Consider the following 24,440-nt stretch of genomic DNA (forward strand, 5'->3'; position numbering starts at 1 on the left):
CTCCAATAGCTACTGTAGAGCCCTACCACTCTTACGATGATTGCGGCGACGCTCTTGTCGCTCCATGAGCTCTACGAACCACAATAAACGATCATGGGCTGTTCCATCAAAACGCTTTTCATGTGGCACCTCAATGACGGCATTCACTAAATACTGAATAGCTTTATCAGCATCTACGTCAAGCTTCCGAGAAAATATCTTAGAGATGGCTGTAAAAGCTTCTGCTAAAAGAATCACTTTTCTCTTGGAGGGCACATAAGCCCTTGTCGATATAGAATCCAAGTTCAGTTTTTCTACCTGGCGACCAATCTCTGCATAAATCAGTCTAGCCGCCTGAATTGCTGGTCGACAATCCCATGGTAGATCAGAAATTCCGCTCTCAGCACGTGAGTACAAAACATCCGCATGCTTTAAGAGACGAGCAATCACGCTCGCGATTTGCTCATTAAACTCCGGCTTGCTTAACCAAACTTGAGGGTCTAATCCCGCCTCTCTAAGCCAATTCAAGGGTAAATAAATACGGCCGTTAGCTGCGTCTTCACCCACATCACGCGCAATATTAGTCAATTGCATTGCAAGACCCAGCTCACAAGCTCTTGCTAAGGTCTCTGGTTCCCGACGATCCATGATGACACACATCATCGCTCCAACTGTGCCGGCAACTCTAGCGCAGTAGTCCAATAAGTCCTCTAAGGAGTTATAGGTTCTGAACTGGGTATCCCATTCATAACCCTCAATTAAGGCTAGGGGTAAGCTAATAGGAAGATCAAATTCTTTAACAACAATGGATAAGGCTCGATCTGCAGCAATATCGTCTGGCGTTCCTTGATAGATTCGATCAAGACGTTCACGCAACTTAGGAATTGCATCAGGCTCTGCATCGACTGCATCCGCAACATCGTCAGTAATCCGACAAAATGCATAGAGCGCAGTTGCAGGATCCCTCACTCTCTGAGGCAAAACTCTGGAAGCGGCGAAGAAGGACTTGGATCCATCTCGCATAGTTGCGACACACTCTTGAAGATCTTTAATGTTTTGACTCATACAGTCACTTTTTTAGGTTCAGCTACTACAGACATTAATGCTTTTGCCGAAGATAAAACACCGGGGATACCCGCACCCGGGTGAGTGCCAGCACCAACCATATAAAGCCCCTGAATATCTTCACTACGATTGTGCGGTCTAAACCAAGCGCTTTGAAGTAAGAGTGGCTCAAAACCAAAGGCAGCACCTTTGACTGACAAGAGACGATCCTGAAAATCTTGAGGAGTCATGAGAAATGATGTTTTAAGGTGCTTTTCAAATCCAGGTAAAACACTTTCATCCAAGTACTTAGCAATTGCTTGACGATAGGGCTCAGCTTCTTTAGCCCAGTCTGTGCCGCTTTCTAAATTCGGCACTGGGGCCAATACATAGAATGCATCACCTCCAGCAGGCGCTAAGGATGGATCAGTAGCAGTTGGTCTATGTAAATAGAGACTAAAGTCATCTGCCAAAATATGTCTCTTAAAGATATCCGTCAATAGCTCTTTATAACGCTTACCCAATAAAATCATATGGTGCGGAACATCAGGATACTGATTATCTGTGCCGAAATACCAAACAAAAAGACTCATCGAGTATTTGCTCTTATTGACCTTAGCGTCGGTCCACACTTTACGATGCTCAGGCGCGATGAGTTTTTGGTATGTCCAGGCAGCATCCGCATTTGAGACCACAATATCGGATGGAATAAATTCACCATTAGCAAGCGTGACGCCCTGAGTCTTACCATCAACCACTTCAATACGCTTTACCTCAGAGTTCAGGCGAATTTCCACCCCTCTACCAGCTAATAGGCCAGCCATGCCTTTAATTAAAGAGCCTGTTCCACCCATCGCGGAATGAACCCCATGACGGCGCTCTAAAGAATTGATCAGTGCATAGACTGCGGTAACTGAAAAAGGATTGCCGCCAATTAATAGCGGATGAAAACTCATTACTTGACGTATCTTGTCATTCTTTAAATGACGCGCAACCAATTTGTAGATACTTTCCCAAGCCCGCATCTTAATCATCGATGGAATTGCACGAATTAAATCGCCGATCGAGTCAAATGCAGTTGAACTGAGCTCTTGAAATCCCAGCTTGTAGCATTTTTCCGCCTCAGCCAAAAATCGCTCGTAACCCGGTAAGTCTTCTGGTGCAAACTTAGCAACTTCGGCGCGCATTCTGGCGGGATCACCCGTGTAATCAAAGTGAGTACCGTCATCAAAACGGATCCGATAAAAAGGATCCATTGGGCGCAGATCAACATCATCTGACATTTTCTTGCCACACAATTCCCATAATTCTTCGAGTAGGAATGGAGCCGTAATAATAGTAGGACCGGCATCAAAGGTAAAGCCATCACGATGATGAACATATGCCCTACCACCGGGTGCGTCCAGCTTTTCTAAAACAATGACCTTATAGCCTTTGCAAGACAAGCGGATAGCAGCAGCCAACCCACCAAAGCCGCTGCCAATGACAATGGCGGTAGAGACATCATCTGCTCTCAAGTCAGCCTTTTTTAACATTTCCTCAAACCAACTTTTCTATAAAAAAATAGCGTCATATTCTTCCTATGACGCTATTGGTTAGAACAAACTATAGATTACTTCATTGCGACAGATTTTGCCGGTGGAGCAGGATCCTTAGCCTTCAGGGCTGGCTTAGCTGGACCAGTTAAGAAAGGATAATCTGGCAACATCGATACACCATAGAGAGGCTTGTAAGCTCCTTGGTGGCAAGTACCGCAATTGGCTTTCGCAACATCACCCGTTGGACCTAAACGATGCGGAGGGAATAATCCCTGGATCGGCTCCATATAGTTATTATTGATGTCTTGTGCCATCCGAATTGCATACCAAGCCTTCGATCTTTGTGGAGGGCTTTCTTCCCAAGATGAGAAGTTACGAGTGTTATGACAGTAGGTGCAATTGACTCCCAATGATTTTGAGAAATGCATCATCAGACCATAAGTCGATTCAGTCTCATTGATGCTATGTTTATTGCCAGTTGGTAATGCTGTATCTCCCTGCACGCGAATGTTGCTTGATTTTGTGAGGTATTGAGCAAAATAATCATTCGGCAGAGATGAATAAGCTGATGCGCTCACTGGTGTATTTTGCCCATCCTTATTACCCAAAAGACCATTGCCTGTTTGTTGTTTCGGCTCTTTAAACCAAACTTGCTCAGGAATATTCTTGCCACGATGACATGTATAACAAGTAACACCAGTCTGAGCAACGTGGTCTTGCCACTGAGTATTTACTCGTTGAGTCATCAAAATCATCTTACGCGCAACTTGCTTTGTATACAGCGAGTCATCTGCAAAGTTTGCCGCGTTATGACAGTAAGTACACCCCTGCTCTGGTGCAACCCAACTTGTCATTGAAACCATGAACGCGCTAAATTGGGCAACGCTCAAATTATTGAGCACCTTCACATTTTGATATACAGCCCCTGCTTTAGGTCCATCTGCTGGAGCTGGTCCATACGACACGGGGACTGTATTTTTCTCGGCCTGCTCAGCCAATGTGCGCGGGTTGTAAATTAAATCCATGCCTGTTCCACGGTAACCATGCTGAACAGCTTCTATTGGCGGCCTCTCACAGCCTGAAAGCAATAGAACACTTGCCAATAGAGCCGGCAATATCAGAAATTTTCTTAATTGCTTCATGGCTTCACTCCTATGTTGGTAGGTGCAGCAGGAGGGACAAAACCAGAGGTAGCAGGGTCAGGTATTGGAACGCCAAACACACCCGGATAAGAAGGTGCAACATTGTGTTTGACTGCCCATAAATACCAGTTATCCACTACAGTACCAGTTAGCAGAATACCAATGCCACCAACTAATGGTGTTAGGACTGCAAACCACCAAGCCCAACGGTGAATCGATTCCATGGTTGCATTAAAGCCCATGGTCCATCTCCAGAATAAAGCCGCTCTTTCTGAGGCTGTACCGCGATCTACAATTTGCTCAATTTCACGTTCACCACCAAATCGGCTAACTGCCAGAATGGTTGCGCCATGCATTGCAAATAAAAGTGCTGATCCATATAGGAAAACAATCGACAGCATGTGGAATGGGTTGTAGAACAAATTGCCGTAACGTAATGAGAAAGCGGCAGTCCAATCTAAGTGCGAGAAGATTCCAAAGGGAACCGCCTCACTCCAGCTACCCATCATGATAGGACGTATAAATCCTAATACCAGATATAACCAGATCGCTGCTAAGAAGCCCCAAGCGATATGGGTACCCATACCCAAGGCAACAGCGCGGCGATACATTCTTGCCCACCATAAAAGAATCGAGACGGTCAAGAAGAAGCCCGCCATCATCCACCAACCACCCTCATTGAGCGGCATGAATAAAGACAGGCCATGTTTAGGTAAAGGTGGATCTAAAGACAACCAAAATAATTGGCGCACAAATTCAATGGGGTTCCAATTGACCGAAGCTAACATATTCCAACCCATGATCTGGATTGCAATAATTCCAAAAAATAAAGAGGCGATACCTAAACCGCCGAGATAAATTGGCCCAAGCTGAGCATTACCCAAACGACCAAATAAATGGATTAAGACTGGCTCGCCAAAACGCTCTCGTTCATCTCGAGGATCTATATGAACCCCATGATGTGGCGGAGCAACTACTTGAACTTGAGTAAATAGGTTTTGATATTCCATAATTAGTATGTTCCTCTTAACGCCAAATTGGTAAGTTCAACCACCAACCCCACCACTCCGGCCAACCACGAGACCAGAATGGGCCGCTGATCACAATACATACAGCGCTCCAGAAAACTGCTGCTAAGGCTAAAAATAATCCAAGGCGATGGATTCCTAAAGTACCAATCGAATAGCCAATTGCATCTCTAAAGAAGGTGTCTTCATGCTCAGGGGTTTTTACAAACTCGCCCTTTTGAGGATTAGTAGAGGACAAAACCAAGCCACCATGCAATACCAAAGCAAATGTAGTTGCAAAGAATAAGGACACAGCAATCATGTGAGCTGGGTTGTAATGGAAATGTAGGTACTGATAACCTGTGTTGGAAACCCAATCTAAGTGACTCAAGATGCCGTATGGGAATCCGTGACCCCATGCACCCATCAATATAGGCCGAATAACTACCAGAGTGAAATAAGCAAATACCGCCATTAAATAGGCAAAAGGAACATGAAGTCCCATGCCCAGTTTTCGGCAAATTTCAATTTCACGTAAGGCCCATGAAAGGAATGCGCCTAATGCACAAACCGTAATTAGCTGCCAAAGACCACCTTTTAATAAGGGGGCAAAACCTAATCCATAACTAATATCTGGTGGCGCAATATTGATCTGCCAAGGATTCCATGTTGGACCTTGTGAAGCACCCCACAGGATTAGTGCGGTACCTAAAAAAGCGAAGAAAACGGTAGTGACACCAAAAAATCCTACATAAAACGGCCCCACCCAAAAATCGAATAAGTCCCCACCGACTAATGTACCGCCTCGAACACGATACTTTCTTTCAAAACTAAGCATGGCCATTTTTTATGCTCTCCAATGAATGGATAAATAGGGTTGGGCTAAGAAATAATTTAACCTAACCCTATTCACCATTTTTTATACAAATTACTTTGCTGCTGGAACTGATGGTGGCATTGCAGAACCTGTTTTTGCGTCCATCGCCTTGAACTGGGCTTGGCTTAAACCATCCAACCAGTTGAAACGAACACTACTGAGCAAAATCAAGTGAATCATCGCTGCAAGACCAAACAGGAAAACACCTTGAACAACCATTGATCGCAAGGGATCATAAAGTTTCCAAATTCTCCACATAATCTTCTCCTAATTTAAATAAGACATAAAACCATAAACTGCCGACCTCGTACCATCGATAAGTGATTTTTCTTCAGCTCCAGGAAGCCAAGAACTCCACTTCGTTGGCAAAATCTGGGTGAATAAAGAAATAGCAAAACACACTAAAAAACACAAAATAAAAATAAGATTAAAAGTGATTGAGTCTTCTCTAATCATATTTTTTTCTTTGCTCATAACGTGATTCATTTTCATATCATTCCCCTAAGATTTATTCCGGTTTCAGTGGAACCAAGGACGCCATGCCCAAACCAAAATATGGGCTACTACAGCTATAGAAGTAAAACCAACTAAACCTTGGATATACAACTGGTGAAACTCCTTGGCTTCGTCATCAGTAAGGCCAGATATTGAACCTGTTCTGTGATCGCTCATAACCAATTACCTCCTTCAAAAATAGCCTTGCGGCCGTTACCGCGCTTAACCCGCGCGACATGGGCTGTAGCGTACGGCTTGCCACATTCTGTTTTCAACAAATCAATTAATTTGTTGTAATTAACTTTGACTAAGGAAGCGATCATGCTTCGACCTCTTCAATAATTTCTTTACAAGAAGACTTCACTCTGGCAGCCGTAATTCTTTCTTCACCAGCCTTCTCTGCATCTTGCTCTACACGATCACGCATCTCTTTGGCTGCAGAAATCTGAATCAGCACTGGCCTGGTTTTAATAAAATCAGCAACTAATTTCTGAGCATCCTGATCCCAAGGTAAAGCGTTGGAGCGATAGGTACGGGTTAGTGATGCGTCTACCTTGTCCATATCAGTGCCTAATGGCAAGATATAAAAGAGCGCGTCAAACAATCCGTTACAAAATTCTTGAATAATGTACGTCGCACCGGCGTAACCCATAAATGGTGTGCCAGTATGGCGGCGAATAATCGCACCAGGAAAGGATGAGGGGATATAAGAAGCTTTACTACCAGTTTCAGCCAGATACATTCTTTCGTTGTAGCTGCCAAACATCACTAGTGGTGGCTTCTCTTTGGTGAGCTTGCGGACTTCTTGATTATTTGTTTTCTCTCCAGGCTTCCTGGGAACCGCAAAGCTACAAGGCAGACCCATCTCATCTGATAAGAAATGACGAATACCTCGGGTATAAGTTTCATTAGCAACCACTGCATAACTGGCTGTACTGAAAAAATCTTGGGTCACTGAACGCCATAAGTCCCAGATTGGCTTAATGGTGGTGTGTTTTTCACGCTCAATAAATGGCTCTGGATCTAAACCAAGCAACTCACCAAGTTTGCGCAAGAATTGAGTAGTGCTATGCAAACCCAGAGGTGCTTGCAAATATGGACGCTCTAGAGCTTCGCAAAGCATACGACCAAATTCACGATACATACAGATATTTACATCTGCATTCACTAAGTTCTCCACTTCAGCCAAGTGAGATCCTAATGGAAAGACCATATTAATTTCAGCACCAATGCCTTCGGCTAAACGGCGAATTTCTGCTAAGTCGCTAGGCATATTAAAGGTGCCATAGCATGGGCCAATAATATTGACACGGGGCTTTTCGCCTTCGGCTCTGGGTTTACGTTCTGGAATCTTGCGAGTACCGTATTCACTCCATAACCAATACATAGCACGGTTAGCACATTGCCATTGATCTTCATCAATCGTTCTTGGTAAGAAACGGGCAATATTCATACCCTCTGGAGTAACACCACCACCAATCATTTCTGCAATAGAGCCAGTTACGACTACTGCTGGGAGATCAGGATCTAAAGTGGCGTGGGCACGTTTCATTGCGCCCTCAGTACCTTCACGACCTAACTGCTCTTCCTCTAAACCGGTAACTACAATCGGCAACTCATGTGGAGGTAGTGCATCGGTATAGTGTAGGACAGAAGTTACTGGTAAGTTTTCACAACCAACAGGCCCATCAATCACCACTTGTAAGCCTTTGATAGCAGTAAATACATATACTGCACCCCAATATCCACCAGCACGATCATGATCGATGACAAACATTACATCATCTCCTCAGCTTTGCGCTTCTTCAATTTCTTCTCTAGCTTGCGGCGAACCTCGGCCTTGAACTCTGGGTGATCTTGTGGAACATTCTCCCAAACGCCTGATTTATAGCCAGACCCAACATCACCAAAGAATGCCTTCATCTCATCAAAGCGGGCTTGATTACCAATTGCAGCATTGATCACTTGTGCTAGTGAACCAGCGCCTGCAGGACCCATCAGCGGTCTTGCTGAAATCAAATTCGTAAAGTAAAGCGATGGAATTGAAGCTTGCTTAGCAGCCTGTACCACTGGCGTTGTACCAATTGCCAAGTCTGGCTTGAACTCTTTCATTGCGGCTAAATCTTGCTCTAAAGAAGCGCGGAATTGAACGTGAACGCCTTTTGCCTCTAACCATTCGCGATCTTCATCGCTCCAAGGAGTGCGTGGGCATGCTGAGCCAACGTAACGGACATCAGCACCACTTTCAATCAGCAAACGTGCCACGATGAGCTCCGAACCTTCGTAACCACTTAAGGTAATGCGTCCTTTAATTGGGGCAGCAGCAAGCACGCCCTTAATTGCTGGGAGGATACGATTTTGTGCAGCAGCAATTAAATCTTGCGGGGTGTTGGTTGATTTACCGATGGCCTCTAACCAACGGGCGGTTCCTTCGTAACCCACCGGGGCGGATCCAACAATAGATCTTCCCGCTGCTTGAAATTCACGAATACATGAGGTGTAAAAGGGATGCAATGCTGCAACCGTTACACAATCAAGCGCTTGATACATTTCACGCCATTCACGAGTGGGTACCGACGCGCCGACTGCTAAACCCATCGGCTCAATCATCATACCGATGCCAACCGGATCAGCGGGGAAAATTTCACCTAATAAAGTAATCGTTGGTTTGCTTGAACGACCAGCTCGTGGTGCCTGGACTGGACCAGACATAGCCTCATTGCGAGCGTAATTGAGCATTGCGCCTGCTAGTACATCCTTCGCTTCAGCATGAGTTGGCACGCCAAAACCTGGGACATCAATGCCGATGATACGTACACCATTAATTTCTTTTGGTAACAATTGCAGTGGCACGCCACTAGCTGTTGGTACGCATAAATTAATAATGACGATAGCGTCATACTTTTCTGGATCGGCTTCTTGATAGACTGAATCACGAATATCTTCAAACAACTTACCAGTGACCAATGTCTCTGAATTAAATGGCACATATCCAACACTACGGCGTGCACCATAAAAATGAGACGTAAAAGTGAGGCCATAAACGCAGCATGCGGAGCCAGAAAGAATCGTGGCAGTTCTACGCATCCGCAAACCTACCCGCAATGCTCCAAATGCAGGGCACATGCTTTGTGGTTGATCATGCGGCCCCTTTGGATAGTCTTTTGCATACTGCTGCAATGTTTCAGACTTACCAGCTGCCTTAGCAGCAGCTAGCATCTCTGCTTCACCGGAGTGACAACCTAAGCCATCTCCTAAAGTAGGATCAGTCTTTAACTTTTCCTCTGGGGTAATGGGAATAATGGTTTTATTCATAGCAGCGAATAGCTCTCTATCTCTTTAGGCTTGATCGTAGATAACTTCGAGTGTTTTCTTAATGACTTCGTCTTTACCCATCATGTCTTTCACAGTGGCGGGTTTCAAGACAACATCCCGACCAGTAATTTCTGAAGAGAACAGTCCCAATAAATCATCTTGACTTAATGGCTTAGGACGCACTGGTGGAGCCTCTGAAACATTGGTAGCCAGCTCTTCGAATAGCGGAGCCCACTGCGTACCAGGCTGACCAATAATTTCATAGCTAGCACTCTTACGACGAATATCTTCGTTTGCAGGGATAGCCGCTAAAACTGGAATGCCGGCCTTTTCAGCAAAAGCCTGGGCTTCGCCAGTCAGGTCATCTTTATTAATTACCATGCCAGCTACGCCAACGTTACCGCCGAGTTTGCGGAAGTACTCCACGGCTGAGCAAACATTGTTTGCAACATAAAGAGATTGCAAATCGTTACTAGCAACCACGATCACTTTTTGGCACATGTCCCTGGCGATTGGTAAACCAAATCCGCCGCAGACTACATCTCCTAAGAAGTCGAGCAATACATAATCAAAGCCCCAATCGTGGAAGCCTAATTTTTCCAATGTTTCAAAGCCATGAATAATGCCGCGGCCACCACAGCCACGTCCTACTTCTGGACCGCCGAGCTCCATCGCAAATACACCATCACGAATAAAGCAAACATCGCCAATCGAAACAGACTCACCAGCTAATTTTTTCTTAGAGGAAGTTTCAATAATGGTTGGGCAAGCTTTGCCGCCGAACAAGAGTGAAGTCGTGTCACTTTTGGGATCGCATCCAATCAATAAAACTTTCTTGCCTTGTTGAGCCATCATGTATGACAGGTTGGCAAGGGTAAAGCTCTTACCAATACCGCCCTTGCCATAAATAGCAATGATTTGGGTTTCTTTAGTCACTGGACCAGTGGAAACTGGATCAGGCTCAATAGCAGCCTCTTTTTTTAAGTCCATAAACTGAATTGTTGCTGTTGCTGGGATGCTTGATGAACTCATTGCAGATTTCTCCAATCTAGAACCATTTTTAAACAATCAATATTGTTGAAAGCCGTGTGATAGGCCGCATTTGCATCATTCGGTGAGGAGCGATGCGTAATCAAACCGTCCAAACTTAATTTACCGGACTCGACTAAATCTTTTATTGCCACTAAATCTCCAGGTGCCCACTGCGCTGCAATGCGAATGCGTGCTTCGCGCATAAAGGCCTGAGGGAATGAAAAGGAAATCGTGTCATAAAATCCTGCCAAAACAATTTCGCCGCCAGGAGCAAGGCAGCTGATTAGCGTATCAACTAAGCGGGCATCACCACTGACATCCACAATCGTTTTGTATTTTTTAACTTGGTCATCTTTGGGATCTATTGCGTCATAACCCACGGCACCTTCGCGACGCCCTGCGTTGGTCTCCCAAACAACTGGGCGCTTACCCTTAGCAACTGCAATCCGTGCAAGCAAGCGGCCTAATACGCCATGACCAATAATCAAATCTGGTTGCTCTTGTCCGGAACCAGAAGTCACGTGGTAGCCAGTTGCAGCCAAAGCAAAAAGGATTGCTTCTTCACCTAAATGATCTTGAATAGCAATCACGCGATTACTGTCTACGACCACCCGCGAAGCTGCACCACCAAACAAGCCTTTGATCTCTCCGTAGCACTTGGCTCCAGGAACAAATACTCTTTGACCGATCTTTAAATTGGAATCTGCACCTGCTTTCACTACTCTGCCAACAGACTCGTAACCGGGTACCAATGGATAGCCCATGCCAGGAAAATTAGGCATTTTTCCAGTCCACAATAATTTTTCTGTACCCGTACTGATTCCGCTCCACTCCATATCAACCAAGACATCAATGGGGGTCATGGGGGTTAATTCAAGATCGGTAAGAGCAACGCTTTCTGGTCTTTCCAGAACGATTGCTCTTGTTTGATATTGACTGGTCATTTCTAGCTAAGGATTCTTATTTTTTAGATTAAAAGTGTATAAAAATATTTACACTTTCTTTTTAACCTGTATTTACCCACTTGTCATCTAGGGGTTTTCTCTACTAACTCAATTAATTTGAAAAAACCTGTCCGAATAGGTCTTTTTCACACTTTTATTAGCTAATATTGCTAGGTTTATTGCACTGCAATATTTGCGCATTTAGTGGCATATAAGAATTTAGTAGCCTGATACCCGTAAAGCCCGCTTGACTTAATAAACTACTGATTTCTGCCTCAGTTCTAGGCCTTCCCCTGCCCATCGCTAGGAGATAAAAGCCGAAATAAGCATGTCCCATCGCCTCAAATCCCTTGGTCTCAGCCATGGGCTCTGCAAGCAATAAAGTCCCGCCTGGATTGAGGGCATCAAACACATTGGCAAGCAACTGCCTTACTCGAACGTCATCATGATCGAAGATCACTCGGACTAGGGTTGCCAGATCACAACCTTTGGGTAGCGGATCTTGGAAAAAGTTTCCGCCTATTGCCTGCGCCCTGTTTGATAGGCCAATTTCCTCAAAGTGAGCATTGGAGAGCTCTGCAACGCCAGGAATATCAAATAATTTAAAAGTAAGGTGGGGGTAGCGGCTGGCTAATCTTTTAATAAAAACACCCTGACCACCGCCGATATCGAGAACCATTTGGTGTTTGCCCATTGGATAGGCATCGATAATCTCATCTGTCACGAGTGATTGGGTATGTGCCATCAATCTAGAGTAATCAGCAACTGTTTCGGCAGATAAATTTTCTGGTGCAGCGCCCTGCTCAGGCGTGATGTAAGACCAGTATTCATTTAGAGCGACAGAGCTTTTATCGCCCTGTAACAAAGCAATTGGATCAGACAAGTCGCGATAAAAATCAGCATGGTGTTTGACCATATCCAGAATGGCAACATTGCCGACTAATGGAGCGCTTTTCATACTAAGGGCATAACGATCATCGCTACGTTTGACCAGCAATTGGATGGCAACTGCTGCATCTAGTAAACGCCTTAAGCCGGCTGGCTTTAAGGGTACTTGTTTTTGAAGATCGTTAAAGCTCACAGCACCCTTTGCCAAGATGTCAAAAAGATTTACTTGGGTGCAAGCAAGCAGAACTTGGGTGTAGACAAAGCCCGCCATTAAATCAAAGATGCTGGAGGCTTGCTTTCGGACTATCCAGCGAGTGAGTGGAAAACAGGTGGCCCAGCGCTGAAAGCTTGGTGAGGCAATAAGACGATTACGCCAATCGAAGAAACGTTCCATGAATGGCAATTGATGAATGAGAAAAAACAGGGTGTGGCTTAAGAATGACTAGTTTGGCGGACTAGAATCTTTCTCTCTTTATCCTTAAACCAATCTGATGGCACTAGCCGCTCCGACTCTTGTCGCACTAAGCCACGCAACATTTTTTCGCCTTTGCAATGGGGTATTGAGGCAATTGCCTTTTGCACTAATTCATCAAAACGTTGCACTGCTCCCGTTAAACCTAAATCTTTTGCAGAGCTGGGGCGATTATGAGCAATGTCCTGGCCACAGGGTTTTCCTAAAACACTCTGGTCTGCAACTACGTCACGAATATCATCGGCTACTTGATAGGCTTCGCCGAGCCACTCCCCCAAAGGTCTCCAAGTTGCCGCATCTGCTCCCGCAGCTTGGGCACCAGCCGCAGTCGCCGCTTCAAATAGAGACCCTGTTTTGGCTCGCTGATAATCACCCAAATCTACTTTTGATTCACACTCCCACGCCTGGCCGGCAACAATTCCATGGGGAGATCCCACGCTCATTGCAATTGTGTTCATCAATGGGGCTAAGCGGAATATTGAACGAGTACCTGAGCTTGCTAGACACTGAAAAGCCAAAACGATGAGGGCATCGCCCGCGAGAACAGCAATACGCTCACCATAGGCCGCGTGCACCGAAGGTCTGCCACGTCGCAATGCTGCATCATCAAAACAAGGTAAGTCATCGTGGACCAGAGACGCGCAATGCAATAACTCAATTGCGCTAGCAGCTGCATTGGATAGAGCGGGATCATCATCCCCACAAGCAGATGCCACTGCTAAACATAATTGAGGACGAATTCTGGCTCCACCAGGAAATACCGAGTAATGCATTGCCTCCTGCAATAGCTGAGGCCCCTGCTTAGAGCAGGACAAATGCATTGCATCTTCAAGGCTTTGATTGATTCGATCTAGTATGCTCATATTTATTCCCTCAAGCGGCTATAGCAACGTTGTCATAAATACCTTCGAGACGATCCTCAAGCTCATCGTTTGCTTCTTGCATTTGCTTCAACATCTCTGCATCAGGCTGCCAGTAATTTCTTTGTGATGCCTCTGTCAGGCGATTCGCTAAACGCGCCGCGGCGGTAGGATTGAGCTTTGCCAAACGTTCACGCATTTCTGGGTTCAGCATGAAAGTCTCAGTCAGCTGCTTATATACCCACGGTTGAACTTGACCTGTGGTTGCTGACCACCCCATGGTATTGGTGATATGAACCTCAATTTGTCGTACGCCCTCATAACCACTCTCTAACATACCTTCATACCACTTTGGATTGAGCATACGAGTACGAGTTTCTAAAGACACTTGTTCCGAGAGCGTTCTTACGGCACCCTCACCCTTGGTTTGATCGCCAATAAACACAGGGACATCTACTCCGCCTTTGGCACGCTTTACTGCCCTAGTAATGCCTCCCAAGGTATCAAAGTAGTTATCAATCGTAGTCACACCCAACTCCATTGAGTCCAGATTTTGATACGTCATCTGCACGTCGGATAAAACACTCTTTAACAAAGCGTTGTTCTGAATCGGTACACCGGCACGTCCAAAAGCAAAACCTTTTCTGCGGGTATAGGTTTCAGCCAACTCATCTTCCTCTTCCCACACGCTGTTTTCAATCATATTGCTGACATTCGATCCATAGGCGCCATCAGCATTGCCATACACACGCAGTGAGGCAGTTTCTAGGTCACAACCATGTTCTTTTTGGTAAGCTAATGAATGTTTACGAATGAAGTTTTGCTCCAGCGGTTCATCTTCAGCAGAGGCGGCCATAAATGCGGCTTCGGCTAACAATTTAATTTGCAAAGGCAAGAGATCTCGGAAGATGCCAGACAGAGTAATGACTACGTCGACTCTAGGACGACCAAGCTCACTCAAAGGAATTAATTGTGCGCCAGCCAATCGGCCATAACTATCAAAGCGTGGTTTAGCGCCCATCAATGCAAGGGCCTGACCAATTTGCCCACCTTCAGATTTCAAGTTATCACTGCCCCATAGAACCATCGCAATCGATTCTGGGAGCTCATGACTATCTTCTTGGTACTTATCGAGAATGCGCTGAGCTTGCTTAGCGCCATCCCTAACAGCGAAGACGCTTGGAATTCTAAAAGGGTCAAAGCCATGCAAATTACGGCCTGTAGGGAGTACTTCGGGGTTGCGCATCACATCACCGCCTGCAGCAGGTCGAATAAAGCGGCCGTCTAAGGCATCCAGCATCCCAGTCACTTCAGTCTCAGCAGACATCAGCTCGTTAGACTTGACCATCTTACCAAATAAATCTTCTAGAGTTTCACGGCTACCTAACTCAAGTAACTCCGGATTGGCATCAATCACCTTGTCAAACTTCTCACCATTCATGAGAGCCTCGACTACGACATCCTCTATAGGGTGATCCAATGCCACATCAGCCATCGCCTTCAATAAGCCAAAGCGCTCAGCAAGCGGAGGTACAGCACCAACTACATGCAAGCCATGGGGTATCAAGGTGTACTCAAGCTCAAGCAATTCATTAAAGAGATTGCTCACTGTATTTTGCAAGCCATTCACGTCAGACTTGTCCCATACGGGTTCCGCTTTACACAGATCAATCTCTGCAGCTTGGGCCTGAATCAATTCAGCTAAATCAAGACGTTCTTGGTGCGCATCTACATCTAAGGATCTAAAACGCTCGATTGAGGCTTTCAAATCTGCCAGGCCAGCATACAGACCTGCTTGCGTTACCGGAGGCGTGAGGTAACTAATCAGCGTTGCTCCAGAACGACGCTTCGCAATCGCGCCCTCCGAAGGATTGTTTGAGGCGTATAAATAAATATTTGGTAAATCATTAATTAAGCGATCAGGCCAGCAAGCGCCACTCATACCAGTTTGTTTGCCAGGCATGAACTCTAGTGCACCATGGGTACCAAAGTGAATTACTGCTGTAGCAGCAAAGTCTTCCCGCAAGTAACGGTAGTAAGCAGAGAAAGCGTGAGTCGGAGCAAAGCCACGCTCAAATAACAAGCGCATTGGATCACCTTCATAACCAAAAGAAGGTTGAACAGAAATGAGTACATTGCCGAACTGTTTACCAAGAACAAAGATCGAGCTGCCGTTAGAAAGTTGCTTACCAGGAGCTGGCCCCCATTGAGCCTCGATTTCTTTTAACCAGCGTTCACGACGTACATGATCATCTACGGGAATCAAGGTATGTACATTAGCATCTGCACCATATTGCTGAGCGTTGCCTTTTAAAATCGAGTCACGCAACTCATCAACCGACTCTGGAACATCGACCGTATAGCCACGGTCTTTCATACCGACTAATAAATTCTGCAGAGACTGAAATACGCTGAGGTAAGCTGCACTACCAATATTTCCGGCATTTGGCGGGAAATTGAACAACACAATGCCCACTTTTCGCTCAGCACGCTCTGAGCGACGCATGTCAACCAATTTACCCACCCGTGCGGCTAACATCCCCACGCGCTCGGTACAGGTGAACATATCCTGAGGATTGTGGTCATCCGTAAATGAGCATTGCTTATGACAACCAGTGCAAGTCGTTCCAGATGCACCAGGACGTCCGCCATAAACCATTGGGATGGTGGAGCCGTCTAACTCAGGAATAGCCACCATGATGGTGCTCTCAACTGGAAGTAAGCCGCGCTCGGATTTGCCCCACTGCTCCAGATTCTGAAACTCCACTGGGTGCGCAGCAATATAGGGAATATCTAATTTCGCCAACACCTCTTCAGCTGCATGGGCATCGTTATAAGCCGGCCCACCTACCAAAGAGAAGCCTGTTAAAGAAATCATGGCATCGATGGTTGGTTTACCGTCTTGACTGAAGTAATCATCAATTGCTGGACGAGCATCTAAGCCAGCAGCAAAAGCAGGTACTACCTGCAAACCTTGAGCCTCTAAAGCGGCAATAACAGGATCGTAGTGACCGCTATTACCAGATACCAAGTAAGACCGGAGTACTAAGAGCCCTACTCTGCCACGGGCTTTTGCATCTGGCACCACCTTGGGCAAATCACTCAACTTATTGCTAAGCCGATCCTTCATGCGTGGGTGATACACACCAGAATCTGGATATTCAACTGGATCAAGTGCCTTAGCATTTTTACGCAAGGACTCACGCGAGCCAGAGGCGTATCGATTGATGAGGTTGACCATCATGTTGTACATGTTTTCTTGAGAGCCGCCTAACCAATACTGCAGCGATAAGAAATAAGCTCTGAGGTCTTGAGCTGTACCCGGTACAAAACGCAACATCTGCGGAATCACACGCAACATTTTCATTTGCTTTGCCCCAGCAGTCGAAGCTTTACTCTTACCATCTTTATCTTTAGCGCTTGGACGCAGCTTTTTGAGCATCGCCATTAAACCACTGGCTGGCTGACTCATATCCAGCTTGCCAATTTTTGTTAGCTTAGTAACGTCTCCTGCAGACATGGCGCAAACCATGGCATCACAATGATCTCGTCTTGCTTTGAGATCATCTAGGATGGGTAAATAGTGATCCTCCAAGAACAACATTGTGGCAATCACAATGTCGCCACTAGCAATGTCATCTTTACAACTTTGCAAATGCTCTGGATTACCCGCAAATTCACTAGCTGAATGAATCTTTAAAGTCGCTCCCGGAATCGTCTTCTTGAGGTCCTCATAGGCGCGGTTTGCAGCACTATTTAAATGGGTATCCATCGTAACAAGCACCAGCTTGATAGACTCATGCAGGTTAGAAGCTTTTGTTTTTGTCAGCATTGAATAAGTTTTATTAAAAAGATCAAATTTAAAAAATTTACTTTTTACTTTTTTGTCTAAGTTTGATTCTTTAAGAATCCTACAATACTGTCAACTAAAATTGACACTTAATTTGATATAAAGCTATCATTTAAGGGTAAATCCTAGTAAAAAATTAATGCCAGTATATTTATAGGATTAAGTAGTTATTGATTGATTTGCTGCATTGCAATAAATTAATTCATAGGGTTTGAATTAAACAATATCAAGGAATCTGCATGGCACGTAACTACCCTTTCTCTGCAATTGTTGGGCAAGAAGATATGAAATTAGCAATCCTGATTGCGGCACTCGACTCGAGCGTTGGGGGGGTGCTAGTGATGGGCGACCGTGGTACTGGTAAATCAACGGCAGTGCGCGCACTAGCCGCACTACTTCCGGAGATGAGCTCAGTTCAAGATTGTGTATATGCCTGCGATCCAAATGCTGCATCAGGTACTTGCCCAGTTTGCGATGAGCTTAGGGCCAAACTCAAAATTGGCGGCAAACTGAAGGCGATTAAGAAGGCTGTGCCAGTTGTTGACTTGCCATTAGGTGCTACTGAAGACCGAGTCATCGGCGCATTGGATATTGAAAAAGCCTTGAGCTCCGGTGAGAAGGCATACGAACCCGGTCTACTTGCTAAAGCACATCGAGGATTTCTCTATATTGATGAAGTAAACCTTTTAGAGGATCACTTGGTCGATTTATTGATAGACGTTGCTGCTTCTGGCACAAACGTAGTTGAGAGGGAAGGCTTGAGTATTCGTCACCCAGCTAAGTTTGTATTAGTCGGCAGCGGAAATCCTGAGGAAGGTGAATTGCGTCCACAACTACTTGATCGTTTTGGACTTGCGGTGGAAGTCAAGACGCCTCAAGAACCAAAGTCTCGGGTAGAGATCATCAAACGACGTGATGAATTTGAGCGCAATCAAGCCAAATTCATGGAGATCTGGGAAAAAGAAGACGACATCATTCGACAACAAATTCAGGCGGGGAAGAAGAAGTTACCGACTGTGAAAGTCGATGATGCCATGCTAGAAAAAGTAACTCAGCTTTGTAGCCATTTGGGAACTGATGGTTTGCGTGGGGAACTTACCCTTCTTCGGGCAATGCGTGCTTACGCAGCTTTGTGCGGAAAAAACCATGTGACGATTGAGCATCTGAAAAAGATTGCCGTGCCTGCTCTTCAGCATCGACTCAGGCGCAATCCACTAGATGACTCTAGTTCTGGCGTCAGAGTCAAAAGAGCCATAGAAGAGTTGTTCCCAGAAAAAAGTAAGTAACTGAATAAGCAAATACTGTCTTTTGGAAAATCCAGAACAAACGCAAGAGATCAGTAAGAGTGCAAAACTTGAAACTTGGTTGCGCGCGCTCCAGGTCGCTCAGCTCTTAGTCATTAACCCGCATGGTTTGGGTGGCGTCATCCTTCGGGCACGCTCGGGCCCAGTGAGGGATCGCTGGTTAGCTTATCTCAATACCATCGCTCAATTAAGCGGTATGCGCCTACCCCTACGCAAGATGCCACTTGGAATCTCTGATGAAAACCTGATTGGTGGAATCGATCTCGATCAAACATTACGTACCGGTAAAGCTGTTCTCAGGCAGGGCCTGCTGGCCCAATGTGATCAGCAGTTATTACTTATGCCAATGGCAGAGAGAGTTGAAGTGGGCGCCGTAGCAAAAGTGGTGAGCGCTTTAGACAATGGATTCATTGCGATTGAGCGTGATGGTCAAAGCCGCAGAATTGAGAGTCACTTTGGTATTGTTGCTTTAGATGAAGGGATCGAAGATGATGAACACCCCAATGAAAAAATTCGGCAAAGAACAGCCTTTCTTTTAAATCTCGACATCATCGGCTGGAGAGATTTACCAGAAACAGATGATGATTTTCTGCCAGATAAGCAGTCGCTGGATTACGCTAGTAAATACTTTTCAAATATCAGTATCAGCGAAGATAGTCTGAGTGCGCTTGTAGGTGTCGCTGAGCAACTCGGCGTTGTGTCAATACGTGCGCTGAACTTGGCACTCAATACTGCAAAATGTTTAGCTGCTTTTGATAGAGAATCAGAAGTCAGTAGCATGCACCTCCAGCGCGCTATTGCTTTAGTGTTATCACCCAGAGCAACTCGCTTACCGCAAAACGCGCCTCCACCTGAAGATGAAAACGAAGCTCCGACTGATGAAGAACAACCAGATGACCAGCCAGAAGAAAACGTAGACCAAGATCAGCAGCCTCAGCCAGAACCTACTGAAGATCAAAACCAGGATCAAGAAAAAAAGGAGGAGAACGAGAAGGATGAGAATGAGTCTGAGAAAACAGATTCGGAAAATCCCCAAGCTCTCGATGATGAAATTCTCGAAGCAGCTCAAGCTGCGATTCCCGCCGATCTCTTAGCACGCTTAGCTGATTTAGCGGATTTGAAAACACCCAAGGGAATGGGCGGTAAGACAGGTGCTATCAAAGTCGGTCGTGTGCGTGGTCGCCCCTTAGGCAATATGCCAGGCATGCCTGAGGGCGGTAAAACCTTGAGCATCATTGATACCTTGCGAGCTGCTGTTCCTTGGCAAGGTATACGTAAGGCAGAAATGATCGCAGCTGATAAGTTTATCCCCGCAGGAAAAATCCTCATTCGCAAAGAAGATTTTAGAATCAAGCGCTATCAAGAGCGGACTCAAACTTTAACGATGTTTATCGTGGATGCTTCTGGTTCTTCAGCAATGCATCGCCTTGCTGAAGCCAAGGGGGCTGTAGAGCTCTTATTGGCTGAATGTTATGTAAGACGTGATCAAGTAGCAGTGATGTCATTCAGGGGCAGTGTTGCTGAACTCGTTCTTGCCCCTACTCGTTCATTAGTAAAGGCAAAGCGGGCTTTAAGTGGGCTACCTGGTGGAGGTGGGACTCCTCTATCACGGGCCATTGATGAGTCTTTTGAAATAGCTAGCGCATCAATGAGAAAAGGGCTTACCCCTGCTCTCGTCTTCTTAACGGATGGCAGAGCCAACATTGCTAAAGATGGTTCTCCCGGCAGATCGAAAGCAATGGAAGATGCTCAGCAGTCAGCACGCGCTGCCTCTCATTACTCTTTTAAATCCTTATGGATTGATACCTCGCCCCAAGCCAGAGACGAAGGCAAGGCTCTCGCAGCAATGCTTGGGTCGATGTACTTACCTCTCCCGAATGCAGGAGCCAATGAGGTTTCTCAAGCAATCATGCAGGGGCTTAAAAAGGCTTAGCTAAGCTAGCCCTTCTAGAATCAGTTTCGCCACTTTGCTTGGTTCGAGCTCATGCATGATGTGACCACCCTCCCACTTCAAAATTTCTGCGGCAGGGAAATGTTCCTGAATAATTTTCTCTAGAGGCTTGGCCGGAATCCATGCATCCTGCTTACCTAATACGCAAATTAATTTACCGCGATACAAATTGGCTTCGGCTAACACTTTTTGAATGTCTGCCGCTGCCATGAAATTCATAGAGCCACGCACGTGGTCTGAACGCTCAAAGAGTTTACGGTAATACACTCTCCGCGCCTCCGGCAAAATAGTGTTAGTTGAGTCTAGTAACTTGTCTACCATTCCCAAATTAGGTGAAAGTGAAGCCAGCAAACTAGAAAGAGTGGAAGATCTGGTAATGGGTCCTAAGAGCGGCCCAAAGAAACTAGTGTAGACAGGCGGTGGCGGTATAAAAGACGGGTTTAAAGCAATGACTAGCTTTGGCTGTTTTACTGCAGCTACAGCAAAACGAATCGCCAAGGGCGCCCCAGCAGAATGTCCTACTACGATCGAAGGCGCTTCAATTCCCAGTTGCTCGATGAGTAGTTGCAATGAACGAGCAATGACATCTAGCTTGAGGTCCTCTAATTTTGCTCCTTGAGTAAAGGCATGGCCTGGTAAATCTGGCACTAGTACTTGCGCATGGGGCTCCAGCAGAGGAATCAGATCTGACCAAGAGTGGGTTGAGCTTCCAGTGCCGTGCAGCAGTAAAACTACTGGGCCCTTACCTGTGAGTTGAACATGCCAATCCAAATCCCCAATAGAGATAAGCCTGCTATGTTGTCGATTGGGCCAATCTAGGGGTATGCGTTTCATGACTTATAAAAATTCTTTGAGTGCAGCAAGACCGATGGTTGGCTGCTCTTCTTGCGGTAAGTGTCCAATATTAGGCAAGGATACTCTCTTCGCATTAGGCATCACCTTCAAATAATCATTGGAATTGGCAATGGGGATAAAAGCATCTTTTTCACCCCAAAGTAACAATGTGGATACCTTGATAGTTGCCAAGGAGGGGATTGGGTCTTGTAAAACTGTTTGCTGCATACGAGTCAAAATTGCCCCCCTCACTCCTGGGGCTAACATCAGATCATAGTAACGATTCACTAAAGCATCATTTAATGTTTTTGGATTAGCGTAAGCTGGCTCTAGATTCATTGCTAAAAAAGTTTTAGAAAAGAAGTAGCGATAAAGCTCGGCGATAGCGGGAACTTCTGTCTTTTTACCGTACTCCATTCCTGGGCTAGCATATCCATCTGGAGATATGAGTACCAGCTTGGCAACTTGATCCGGATAGCGGGCTGCAAATTGCCAAGCAAACTTTCCACCCATAGAGTTGCCTACCAGCACTACCTTAGGAATCTGCAGCTCTTTGAGAAAAGCTTCTAATACTTCCACGCTTCTCTGATCGGTATAGATTCCGCTAGGGTCCTCACCCGTGAGACCAAATCCAGGTAAGTCTAGGGAAATAACACGGTACTCACTACTTAAAGCTTCTGACCAGGAATCCCATGTCTGCAAGCTAGATCCGAAGCCGTGCAAAAATAGAAGAGGGATTGGATTTTTAGAGGGCCCAGTATCTTGATAATGAATATTGACACCCAAGGCACTGATATAAGCAGTTTTAGGTGATCCATAGATTTTCTCCAACTCTTCTTTGGACTTGTCGGGAGTCCATAAATAGAGGGCGGTAAGAAATAACAGTGCCGTCAGTGCAATAGCAATAATCTTGAGTACTTTTAGAAACATTGCGTCTAGCCTTAAAATGACAATAATTCATGATTACCAAAACTAAGACTGTAATAGAAAAATGAACTCCACTACAACTCAACCGCTCGCAATTATTACCGGATCCTCATCTGGCGTTGGTTTACATACCGCCAAGGCCCTTCTAGCCCGAAACTGGCGACTGATACTAGCCGTCCGAGATCCCCAAAAGATGGAGTTGCTTGCTAAGGCTCATCAATTTGATTCAAACCAATATGAAATCTGGCAATTGGACTTAGGTAGTCTGGACAGTGTTCATGCATTTGTAAAGCGCTTTAATGATAGCGGTCAAAAACTCAATGCCTTGCTCTGTAATGCCGCTACATACCTGCCACTGTTAAAAGAACCAGCACGCTCGCCCCAGGGATTTGAGATCAGCGTAGCAACGAATTACTTTGGGCACTATGTACTAAGCAGAATGCTGCTGGAAAACCTTAAGCAAACGGCAGCAAAAGGTGAGCATGCTCGCCTCATAACCTTGGGGACTGTGACAGCAAACTCAGAAGAATTCGGGGGTAAAGTTCCGATTCCGGCCCCTGCAGATATTGGCGCCTTAGAAGGTCTAGTAGCTGGCTTTAAGGCACCTATTGCGATGATTAATGGGAAACCCTTTAAGCCAGGCAAAGCTTACAAAGACAGTAAGTTATGCAATATGATCATGAATCGAGAGTTGCAAAAAAGATATCACGCAAGCACTGGGGTGATCTTCAATACCCTCTATCCTGGATGCGTAGCTGAGACGGCACTTTTTAGAGATACGCCACCACTCTTCCAGAAAATATTTCCCTGGTTTCAGAAAAATATTACTAAAGGTTTTGTCAGTCAAGAGCTTGCGGGTGAGCGGGTTGCTCAAGTAGTAGCCGATCCACGCTTTACCCAATCCGGCGTTCACTGGAGCTGGGGTAATCGTAACTCTGCAATTAGAGAGCCCTTTGCTCAAGAGCTCTCCATGAAAGCCAAGAGTGAAAAACTCAGCAGAGATCTCTGGGAAATTACTGCCAAGCTCGTCGGCATGCCCAATGATTAAATAGCTAACTAAGCTATTTAATCAAAGCCGAGCAAATCAAATATATCCCGATCTTTCATAGGGATAGATGGCAATGGATCCGCTCCGAGCCAAAGTGCTGCAGCCAAGCGCATGTACTCTTGCTGGACTAATTCAAGTTCAGGTGAATATTCCATTTCAAATAAAGTGGATTTCTTCAGGCGACTACGACGAATCACATCCAAGTCAGGAAAGTGCGCCATCGTCTTTAATCCTACTTGGGAATTAAATTTATCAATTTGATCAGTGTCTTTGCTGCGATTAGCAATCACACCACCCAATCGCACGTTGTAGTTTTTGGCTTTTGCACCAATCGCCTGAATAATGCGATTCATTGCAAAGATAGAATCAAAGTCATTAGCTGTAACAATCAATGCGCGATCAGCATGCTGTAATGGTGCAGCAAAGCCACCACACACCACGTCACCCAAAACGTCAAAAATAACGACATCGGTATCGTCTAGCAAATGGTGCTCTTTAAGGAGTTTCACGGTTTGACCGACAACGTAACCGCCACAACCCGTACCAGCTGGCGGACCGCCTGCCTCTACACACATTACGCCGTTATAACCCTCATAAACAAAGTCTTCAACGCGCAACTCTTCAGAATGAAAGTCTACTTTCTCAAGCACATCGATGACAGTAGGCATGAGCTTTTTTGTGAGCGTAAATGTCGAGTCATGTTTAGGATCGCAACCAATCTGGATGACCCGCTTTCCCAATTTAGAAAAAGCAACTGATAAGTTAGATGAGGTGGTGCTCTTACCAATACCGCCCTTACCATAGATCGCAAATACTTTAGCCTTACCAATTTTTAAATTGGGATCGAGTTGAACCTGAAGACTACCCTCGCCATCAGGTGGTGCGCTACGAAAATCTGAAATGGGGATATTAATTTCTTTCATGCTTTCTAAC

General features: G+C 45.5%; 22 protein-coding genes. 3 read left to right on the forward strand and 19 right to left on the reverse strand.

The window, feature by feature from the left end; all coding sequences use genetic code 11:
- Positions 1-9 precede the first annotated feature (9 nt).
- From FD977_RS07050 to FD977_RS07125, 16 genes are all read right to left on the reverse strand, one after another.
- The gene (locus FD977_RS07050) at positions 10-1,044 is read right to left on the reverse strand and encodes a phytoene/squalene synthase family protein (RefSeq protein ID WP_215304480.1); all 1,035 of its coding nucleotides are present in this window, start codon (positions 1,042-1,044) and stop codon (positions 10-12) included.
- Positions 1,041-2,558 carry a phytoene desaturase gene (locus FD977_RS07055; RefSeq protein WP_215304482.1) on the reverse strand — a complete coding sequence of 506 codons (1,518 nt, stop codon included), beginning with the start codon at positions 2,556-2,558 and terminating at the stop codon, positions 1,041-1,043. Before FD977_RS07055 ends, FD977_RS07050 begins: the two co-directional genes overlap by 4 nt.
- Before the next feature lie 77 nt (positions 2,559-2,635).
- Positions 2,636-3,703 (reverse strand): photosynthetic reaction center cytochrome PufC, encoded by a 1,068-nt coding sequence (gene pufC, locus FD977_RS07060; protein WP_215304484.1) that lies wholly within the window; start codon positions 3,701-3,703, stop codon positions 2,636-2,638.
- Positions 3,700-4,713 carry a photosynthetic reaction center subunit M gene (gene pufM / locus FD977_RS07065; protein WP_251369458.1) on the reverse strand — a complete coding sequence of 338 codons (1,014 nt, stop codon included), beginning with the start codon at positions 4,711-4,713 and terminating at the stop codon, positions 3,700-3,702. Before pufM ends, pufC begins: the two co-directional genes overlap by 4 nt.
- A gap of 16 nt (positions 4,714-4,729) precedes the next feature.
- Positions 4,730-5,554, reverse strand: a complete 825-nt coding sequence (pufL, locus tag FD977_RS07070; protein WP_215304486.1) for a photosynthetic reaction center subunit L — start codon at positions 5,552-5,554, stop codon at positions 4,730-4,732.
- 84 nt (positions 5,555-5,638) lie between these two features.
- On the reverse strand, positions 5,639-5,845 hold the full coding sequence (gene pufA, locus FD977_RS07075; RefSeq protein WP_215304488.1) for a light-harvesting antenna LH1, alpha subunit: 207 nt from the start codon (positions 5,843-5,845) through the stop codon (positions 5,639-5,641).
- A gap of 9 nt (positions 5,846-5,854) precedes the next feature.
- Positions 5,855-6,079 carry a hypothetical protein gene (locus FD977_RS07080; RefSeq protein WP_215304490.1) on the reverse strand — a complete coding sequence of 75 codons (225 nt, stop codon included), beginning with the start codon at positions 6,077-6,079 and terminating at the stop codon, positions 5,855-5,857.
- Between the two features lie 27 nt (positions 6,080-6,106).
- Complete coding sequence (gene pufB / locus FD977_RS07085) at positions 6,107-6,259, reverse strand: light-harvesting antenna LH1, beta subunit (RefSeq protein ID WP_112294336.1); 153 nt, start codon at positions 6,257-6,259, stop codon at positions 6,107-6,109.
- Positions 6,256-6,405, reverse strand: a complete 150-nt coding sequence (locus FD977_RS07090; protein WP_215304492.1) for a hypothetical protein — start codon at positions 6,403-6,405, stop codon at positions 6,256-6,258. The genes pufB and FD977_RS07090 overlap by 4 nt, the downstream gene beginning before the upstream one ends.
- Positions 6,402-7,859, reverse strand: coding sequence for a chlorophyllide a reductase subunit Z (gene bchZ / locus FD977_RS07095; RefSeq protein ID WP_215304494.1), 1,458 nt, complete (start codon positions 7,857-7,859; stop codon positions 6,402-6,404). Before bchZ ends, FD977_RS07090 begins: the two co-directional genes overlap by 4 nt.
- Complete coding sequence (bchY, locus tag FD977_RS07100; protein ID WP_251369005.1) at positions 7,859-9,397, reverse strand: chlorophyllide a reductase subunit Y; 1,539 nt, start codon at positions 9,395-9,397, stop codon at positions 7,859-7,861. Before bchY ends, bchZ begins: the two co-directional genes overlap by 1 nt.
- 24 nt (positions 9,398-9,421) lie before the next feature.
- Positions 9,422-10,429 (reverse strand): chlorophyllide a reductase iron protein subunit X, encoded by a 1,008-nt coding sequence (locus FD977_RS07105; RefSeq protein WP_215304496.1) that lies wholly within the window; start codon positions 10,427-10,429, stop codon positions 9,422-9,424.
- The gene (gene bchC / locus FD977_RS07110; protein WP_215304498.1) at positions 10,426-11,373 is read right to left on the reverse strand and encodes a chlorophyll synthesis pathway protein BchC; all 948 of its coding nucleotides are present in this window, start codon (positions 11,371-11,373) and stop codon (positions 10,426-10,428) included. Before bchC ends, FD977_RS07105 begins: the two co-directional genes overlap by 4 nt.
- A gap of 157 nt (positions 11,374-11,530) precedes the next feature.
- A complete protein-coding gene (locus FD977_RS07115; RefSeq protein WP_215304500.1) occupies positions 11,531-12,655 on the reverse strand; it encodes a methyltransferase in 1,125 nt (374 codons plus the stop codon).
- 38 nt (positions 12,656-12,693) lie between these two features.
- A complete protein-coding gene (locus FD977_RS07120) occupies positions 12,694-13,596 on the reverse strand; it encodes a polyprenyl synthetase family protein (protein ID WP_215304502.1) in 903 nt (300 codons plus the stop codon).
- 10 nt (positions 13,597-13,606) lie between these two features.
- Entirely contained in the window at positions 13,607-17,425 is a 3,819-nt protein-coding gene (locus tag FD977_RS07125; RefSeq protein WP_215304504.1) for a magnesium chelatase subunit H, read from the reverse strand.
- Positions 17,426-17,682: 257 nt separating this feature from the next.
- On the opposite strand from FD977_RS07125, the gene bchI reads away from it, so the two are divergent.
- Together bchI and FD977_RS07135 are read left to right on the forward strand one after the other, a co-directional pair.
- Entirely contained in the window at positions 17,683-18,729 is a 1,047-nt protein-coding gene (gene bchI / locus FD977_RS07130) for a magnesium chelatase ATPase subunit I (protein WP_215304506.1), read from the forward strand.
- 22 nt (positions 18,730-18,751) lie between these two features.
- Positions 18,752-20,680, forward strand: a complete 1,929-nt coding sequence (locus FD977_RS07135; RefSeq protein ID WP_215304508.1) for a VWA domain-containing protein — start codon at positions 18,752-18,754, stop codon at positions 20,678-20,680.
- Here FD977_RS07135 and bchO read toward each other — a convergent pair whose 3' ends face one another.
- Together bchO and FD977_RS07145 are read right to left on the reverse strand one after the other, a co-directional pair.
- The gene (gene bchO, locus FD977_RS07140; protein WP_215304509.1) at positions 20,681-21,532 is read right to left on the reverse strand and encodes an alpha/beta fold hydrolase BchO; all 852 of its coding nucleotides are present in this window, start codon (positions 21,530-21,532) and stop codon (positions 20,681-20,683) included.
- Positions 21,533-21,535: 3 nt separating this feature from the next.
- Positions 21,536-22,462, reverse strand: coding sequence for an alpha/beta fold hydrolase (locus FD977_RS07145; RefSeq protein WP_215304511.1), 927 nt, complete (start codon positions 22,460-22,462; stop codon positions 21,536-21,538).
- Between the two features lie 61 nt (positions 22,463-22,523).
- On the opposite strand from FD977_RS07145, the gene FD977_RS07150 reads away from it, so the two are divergent.
- Entirely contained in the window at positions 22,524-23,507 is a 984-nt protein-coding gene (locus FD977_RS07150; RefSeq protein WP_215304513.1) for a protochlorophyllide reductase, read from the forward strand.
- 17 nt (positions 23,508-23,524) lie between these two features.
- Here the strand turns inward: FD977_RS07150 and bchL are convergent, their stop codons facing one another.
- Positions 23,525-24,409: a ferredoxin:protochlorophyllide reductase (ATP-dependent) iron-sulfur ATP-binding protein gene (gene bchL, locus FD977_RS07155; protein WP_371743127.1), complete on the reverse strand. Its 885-nt coding sequence runs from the start codon at positions 24,407-24,409 to the stop codon at positions 23,525-23,527.
- Positions 24,410-24,440: the final 31 nt, after the last annotated feature.

This window comes from Polynucleobacter sp. AP-Elch-400A-B2 (genome assembly GCF_018688355.1).
Lineage (GTDB): Bacteria > Pseudomonadota > Gammaproteobacteria > Burkholderiales > Burkholderiaceae > Polynucleobacter.

Excerpts from the sequence above, each read along its gene's own strand:
- FD977_RS07050 (WP_215304480.1), bottom strand. The coding sequence starts at position 1,044 with ATGAGTCAAAACATTAAAGATCTTCAAGAGTGTGTCGCAACTATGCGA.
- FD977_RS07055 (WP_215304482.1), bottom strand. The coding sequence starts at position 2,558 with ATGTTAAAAAAGGCTGACTTGAGAGCAGATGATGTCTCTACCGCCATT.
- pufC (WP_215304484.1), bottom strand. The coding sequence starts at position 3,703 with ATGAAGCAATTAAGAAAATTTCTGATATTGCCGGCTCTATTGGCAAGT.
- pufM (WP_251369458.1), bottom strand. The coding sequence starts at position 4,713 with ATGGAATATCAAAACCTATTTACTCAAGTTCAAGTAGTTGCTCCGCCA.
- pufL (WP_215304486.1), bottom strand. The coding sequence starts at position 5,554 with ATGGCCATGCTTAGTTTTGAAAGAAAGTATCGTGTTCGAGGCGGTACA.
- pufA (WP_215304488.1), bottom strand. The coding sequence starts at position 5,845 with ATGTGGAGAATTTGGAAACTTTATGATCCCTTGCGATCAATGGTTGTT.
- FD977_RS07080 (WP_215304490.1), bottom strand. The coding sequence starts at position 6,079 with ATGAAAATGAATCACGTTATGAGCAAAGAAAAAAATATGATTAGAGAA.
- pufB (WP_112294336.1), bottom strand. The coding sequence starts at position 6,259 with ATGAGCGATCACAGAACAGGTTCAATATCTGGCCTTACTGATGACGAA.
- FD977_RS07090 (WP_215304492.1), bottom strand. The coding sequence starts at position 6,405 with ATGATCGCTTCCTTAGTCAAAGTTAATTACAACAAATTAATTGATTTG.
- bchZ (WP_215304494.1), bottom strand. The coding sequence starts at position 7,859 with ATGTTTGTCATCGATCATGATCGTGCTGGTGGATATTGGGGTGCAGTA.
- bchY (WP_251369005.1), bottom strand. The coding sequence starts at position 9,397 with ATGAATAAAACCATTATTCCCATTACCCCAGAGGAAAAGTTAAAGACT.
- FD977_RS07105 (WP_215304496.1), bottom strand. The coding sequence starts at position 10,429 with ATGAGTTCATCAAGCATCCCAGCAACAGCAACAATTCAGTTTATGGAC.
- bchC (WP_215304498.1), bottom strand. The coding sequence starts at position 11,373 with ATGACCAGTCAATATCAAACAAGAGCAATCGTTCTGGAAAGACCAGAA.
- FD977_RS07115 (WP_215304500.1), bottom strand. The coding sequence starts at position 12,655 with ATGGAACGTTTCTTCGATTGGCGTAATCGTCTTATTGCCTCACCAAGC.
- FD977_RS07120 (WP_215304502.1), bottom strand. The coding sequence starts at position 13,596 with ATGAGCATACTAGATCGAATCAATCAAAGCCTTGAAGATGCAATGCAT.
- FD977_RS07125 (WP_215304504.1), bottom strand. The coding sequence starts at position 17,425 with ATGCTGACAAAAACAAAAGCTTCTAACCTGCATGAGTCTATCAAGCTG.
- bchI (WP_215304506.1), top strand. The coding sequence starts at position 17,683 with ATGGCACGTAACTACCCTTTCTCTGCAATTGTTGGGCAAGAAGATATG.
- bchO (WP_215304509.1), bottom strand. The coding sequence starts at position 21,532 with ATGAAACGCATACCCCTAGATTGGCCCAATCGACAACATAGCAGGCTT.
- FD977_RS07145 (WP_215304511.1), bottom strand. The coding sequence starts at position 22,462 with ATGTTTCTAAAAGTACTCAAGATTATTGCTATTGCACTGACGGCACTG.
- FD977_RS07150 (WP_215304513.1), top strand. The coding sequence starts at position 22,524 with ATGAACTCCACTACAACTCAACCGCTCGCAATTATTACCGGATCCTCA.